Origin of the sequence: Schnuerera sp., assembly GCF_035459645.1 — a bacterium.
Taxonomy (GTDB): domain Bacteria; phylum Bacillota; class Clostridia; order Tissierellales; family Tepidimicrobiaceae; genus Schnuerera.
In genome coordinates, this window is the sequence record NZ_DATHXO010000304.1 from 1 (window position 1) to 3,044 (window position 3,044).

A 3,044-nucleotide genomic window follows, 5' to 3' on the forward strand; every position below is an offset into this window, starting at 1 on the left:
ATAACAAATATATAACTTATAAGATCAGAATTTTCATTATTTATTTGGTTTAAAGATTCTATATGCTCTTTAGGTATTACCAAAATATGAATAGGTGACTGAGGATTAACATCTTTAAAAGCTATAACTTTATCATCTTCATATATGATTTCAGAAGGTATTTCTTTGTTTATTATTTTACAAAATATGCAATCACTCATCTTTTCACCTCCTCCATTGTCTTATATTAATATATTCTATAAAGCTTTTATAATTCCTCTATTTTTCCTATTAAAATATCATTTTCTTTGTCCATAATTTTCACAGGTAGAATTTTACCCTTTACTTCATCACCGGCTTCAGCCTTTACTCTAATATAGTTAGTTGTATATCCTTCCATATATCCATTATTGCCTTCTTCAAAAAGTACCTGTAAAGTTTTATACATATTTTGTTCATTAAAGCTAATGATAAGCTCTTCACCTAAATTGATCAACTTTTCACTTCTATTATGTTTTATATTGCCATGAATTTGATTTTTAAACTTACTAGCAGGAGTCCCTTTCCTTGGTGAATACTTAAATACATGAATCCTAGAAAAATGAATATCCTTTACAAAATTATAGGTTTGGTTAAACTCTTTATTAGTTTCACCAGGAAAACCCACTATAATATCCGTTGTAATTCCAGCATTTGGCATATATTCCCTTATTAAATTCACAATGTTTTTATATTCATCCGTAGTATATTTCCTATTCATCCTTTTTAATACTGTATCGCTACCACTTTGCAATGATAGGTGAAAATGATCACATAGTTTTTTTGTTCTTACTGCTCTCTGCATAAATTCTTCATCTATAAATGTTGGTTCAATAGAACTTAATCTTATTCTTTCTATCCCCTTAATTTTAGATATTTCTTCTATAACATCTATAAGTGTTAAATCATTTAAGTCCTTCCCATAGGAAGTCACATGTATTCCAGTAAGTATAATTTCTTTAAAACCTACTCTAGCTAATCTTTTAGATTCATATACTATATCTTCTAGAGCTCTACTACGTATAGGACCTCTAGCATATGGAATTATACAATAACTACAAAATTGATTACATCCCTCTTGAATTTTTATATAGGCTCTTGTCTTATGTTTTAAATCTACAATATTTAATTTTTCAAACTCTTTATGATGCCTAATCTCTTTCACTATATTTATTTTTTTATTATTATTTTTAGCTTCTTCACATAAATCTACTATTCTATTTCTATCAGTAGTACCAATAACTATATCCACACCTTCTATTTCTTCTACTTCTTTTGGTGCCACCTGAGAATAACATCCTACTGCTACAATAATAGATTCTTTGTTTTTCTTCTTTGCTCTTCGCATAAATTGTCTAGATTTCCTATCTCCGAGATTAGTAACTGTACATGTGTTTATAACATATATATCAGCTTCTTCATTATGATCTACTATTTTGTAGCCTCTTTTCTCAAATAATTCTTCCATAGCCTCTGTTTCATATTGATTCACCTTACATCCTAAAGTATAGAATGCTACTTTTTTCATGTTCTCACTCCCAAATCTCCCAGTTCATATAGAGCAATTGACATTACAACTAGTCCTGCTGTTTCTGTCCTAAAAATCCTTGGACCGAGAGTTACAGATTTTCCTCCAATACTTCGAATAGTATCTATCTCTTCTTCTTCAAAACCACCTTCTGGCCCTATTATTATATGAATTTTTCCATTTTTAGTGTTCTTCAATGTTTCTTTTAAAGTGTTGTTTTCTTCTGCTTCATAGGGAATTATTATATTTTCTTCACCTTTTAAAATATTTACCATCTCATCATAACTAATTACATTATTAACAATAGGTATTGCATCTCTTTTACTCTGCTTAGCAGCTTCTTCAGATATGCTCCTCCACCTTTCTATCTTTTTCTGCTCTTTCTTTCTGCCTTTAATCTTAACAATTGTCCTATTAGTAATGACTGGATAAATTTCTTTCACTCCTATTTCAGTAGATTTTTGGATTATGAAATCCATTTTATCCCCTTTGGCTATTCCTTGATATAATACTATATGAACAGGTGGCTCATTTTTCCCTTGAAAGCTATCTAATATTAAAAGGATGATATTATCTGGTTTTATCTCCAAAATTTCACACAAGTAAGTTTTATTTCCTGATACTATTTCTATTTTATCTTTATATTTTAACCTTAAAACATCCTTAATGTGTTTTACATCCTTTCCTAGTATTTTAACTTTATTTTGGTAAATTTGACTTTTGTTAACAAAAAATCTATTCATATATTCACCTTATTCTAAAGCACTAACTATTAGAGCCCATTCATCCATATATTTTATCTCCAAAATTTTAAGCCCTTTTTTTATCAATTTTTCTTTAACTTTCTCTACCTTTTCAAGAATGATGCCAGATGCAATAAATATTCCTTCTTTTAGTAGATACTCATCAATATGATCCACCATATCTATTATTACTTCAGCAATAATATTAGATACAATAATATTTGCTTTTTCATCAACTGAATTAAATAAATTACCATGTCTAATCTCTACACTGTCATAAACTTTATTTATTTTTATATTTTCATTAGAAATCTTAGTGCACATTTTATCTAAATCTACTCCAATTACCTTCTTTGCACCTAACTTAGCTGCTACTATACTTAATATTCCACTGCCGCACCCTATATCCCAGACTGTATCACCTTTTTTCATATATGTTTCTAAAGCTTCGATGCACATTATAGTTGTTTCATGGGTTCCTGTTCCAAATGCCATTCCAGGGTCAAGTTCAATTACTATTTCTTCGTCTTTTTTTTCATATTTCTCCCAAGTAGGTTTTATTACAATCTTTTCTCCTATTTTAATGGGTTTATAATATTTTTTCCAGGCTTCAGCCCAATCCTTTTCATATACTTCCATTATAGTAACTTCTCCTAAACTTTTACCTGTTTTATCACAGGGAATTCGTTCAATATTATCCCTTACAAGTTCTATTCTATCAGTTAAGTCTTGATCTTCAGGAAAATAAGCTTTAA

General features: G+C 29.0%; 4 protein-coding genes. All 4 read right to left on the minus strand.

Annotated elements, in window-relative coordinates:
- On the minus strand, window positions 1-200 hold a 200-nt coding region (locus VK998_RS07125), incomplete at its 3' end, for an HIT domain-containing protein (RefSeq protein ID WP_325226989.1).
- Window positions 201-247: 47 nt separating this feature from the next.
- On the minus strand, window positions 248-1,546 hold the full coding sequence (gene mtaB / locus VK998_RS07130) for a tRNA (N(6)-L-threonylcarbamoyladenosine(37)-C(2))-methylthiotransferase MtaB (protein ID WP_325226991.1): 1,299 nt from the start codon (window positions 1,544-1,546) through the stop codon (window positions 248-250).
- Window positions 1,543-2,289 carry a 16S rRNA (uracil(1498)-N(3))-methyltransferase gene (locus VK998_RS07135; protein ID WP_325226993.1) on the minus strand — a complete coding sequence of 249 codons (747 nt, stop codon included), beginning with the start codon at window positions 2,287-2,289 and terminating at the stop codon, window positions 1,543-1,545. Before VK998_RS07135 ends, mtaB begins: the two co-directional genes overlap by 4 nt.
- Window positions 2,290-2,298: 9 nt before the next feature.
- Window positions 2,299-3,044: 50S ribosomal protein L11 methyltransferase (gene prmA, locus VK998_RS07140; RefSeq protein ID WP_325226995.1), on the minus strand; the 746-nt coding region annotated here is incomplete at its 5' end.

Bases quoted from the DNA above. Each gene is read 5' to 3' on its own strand.
- mtaB (WP_325226991.1), bottom strand. From the start codon at position 1,546: ATGAAAAAAGTAGCATTCTATACTTTAGGATGTAAGGTGAATCAATAT.
- VK998_RS07135 (WP_325226993.1), bottom strand. From the start codon at position 2,289: ATGAATAGATTTTTTGTTAACAAAAGTCAAATTTACCAAAATAAAGTT.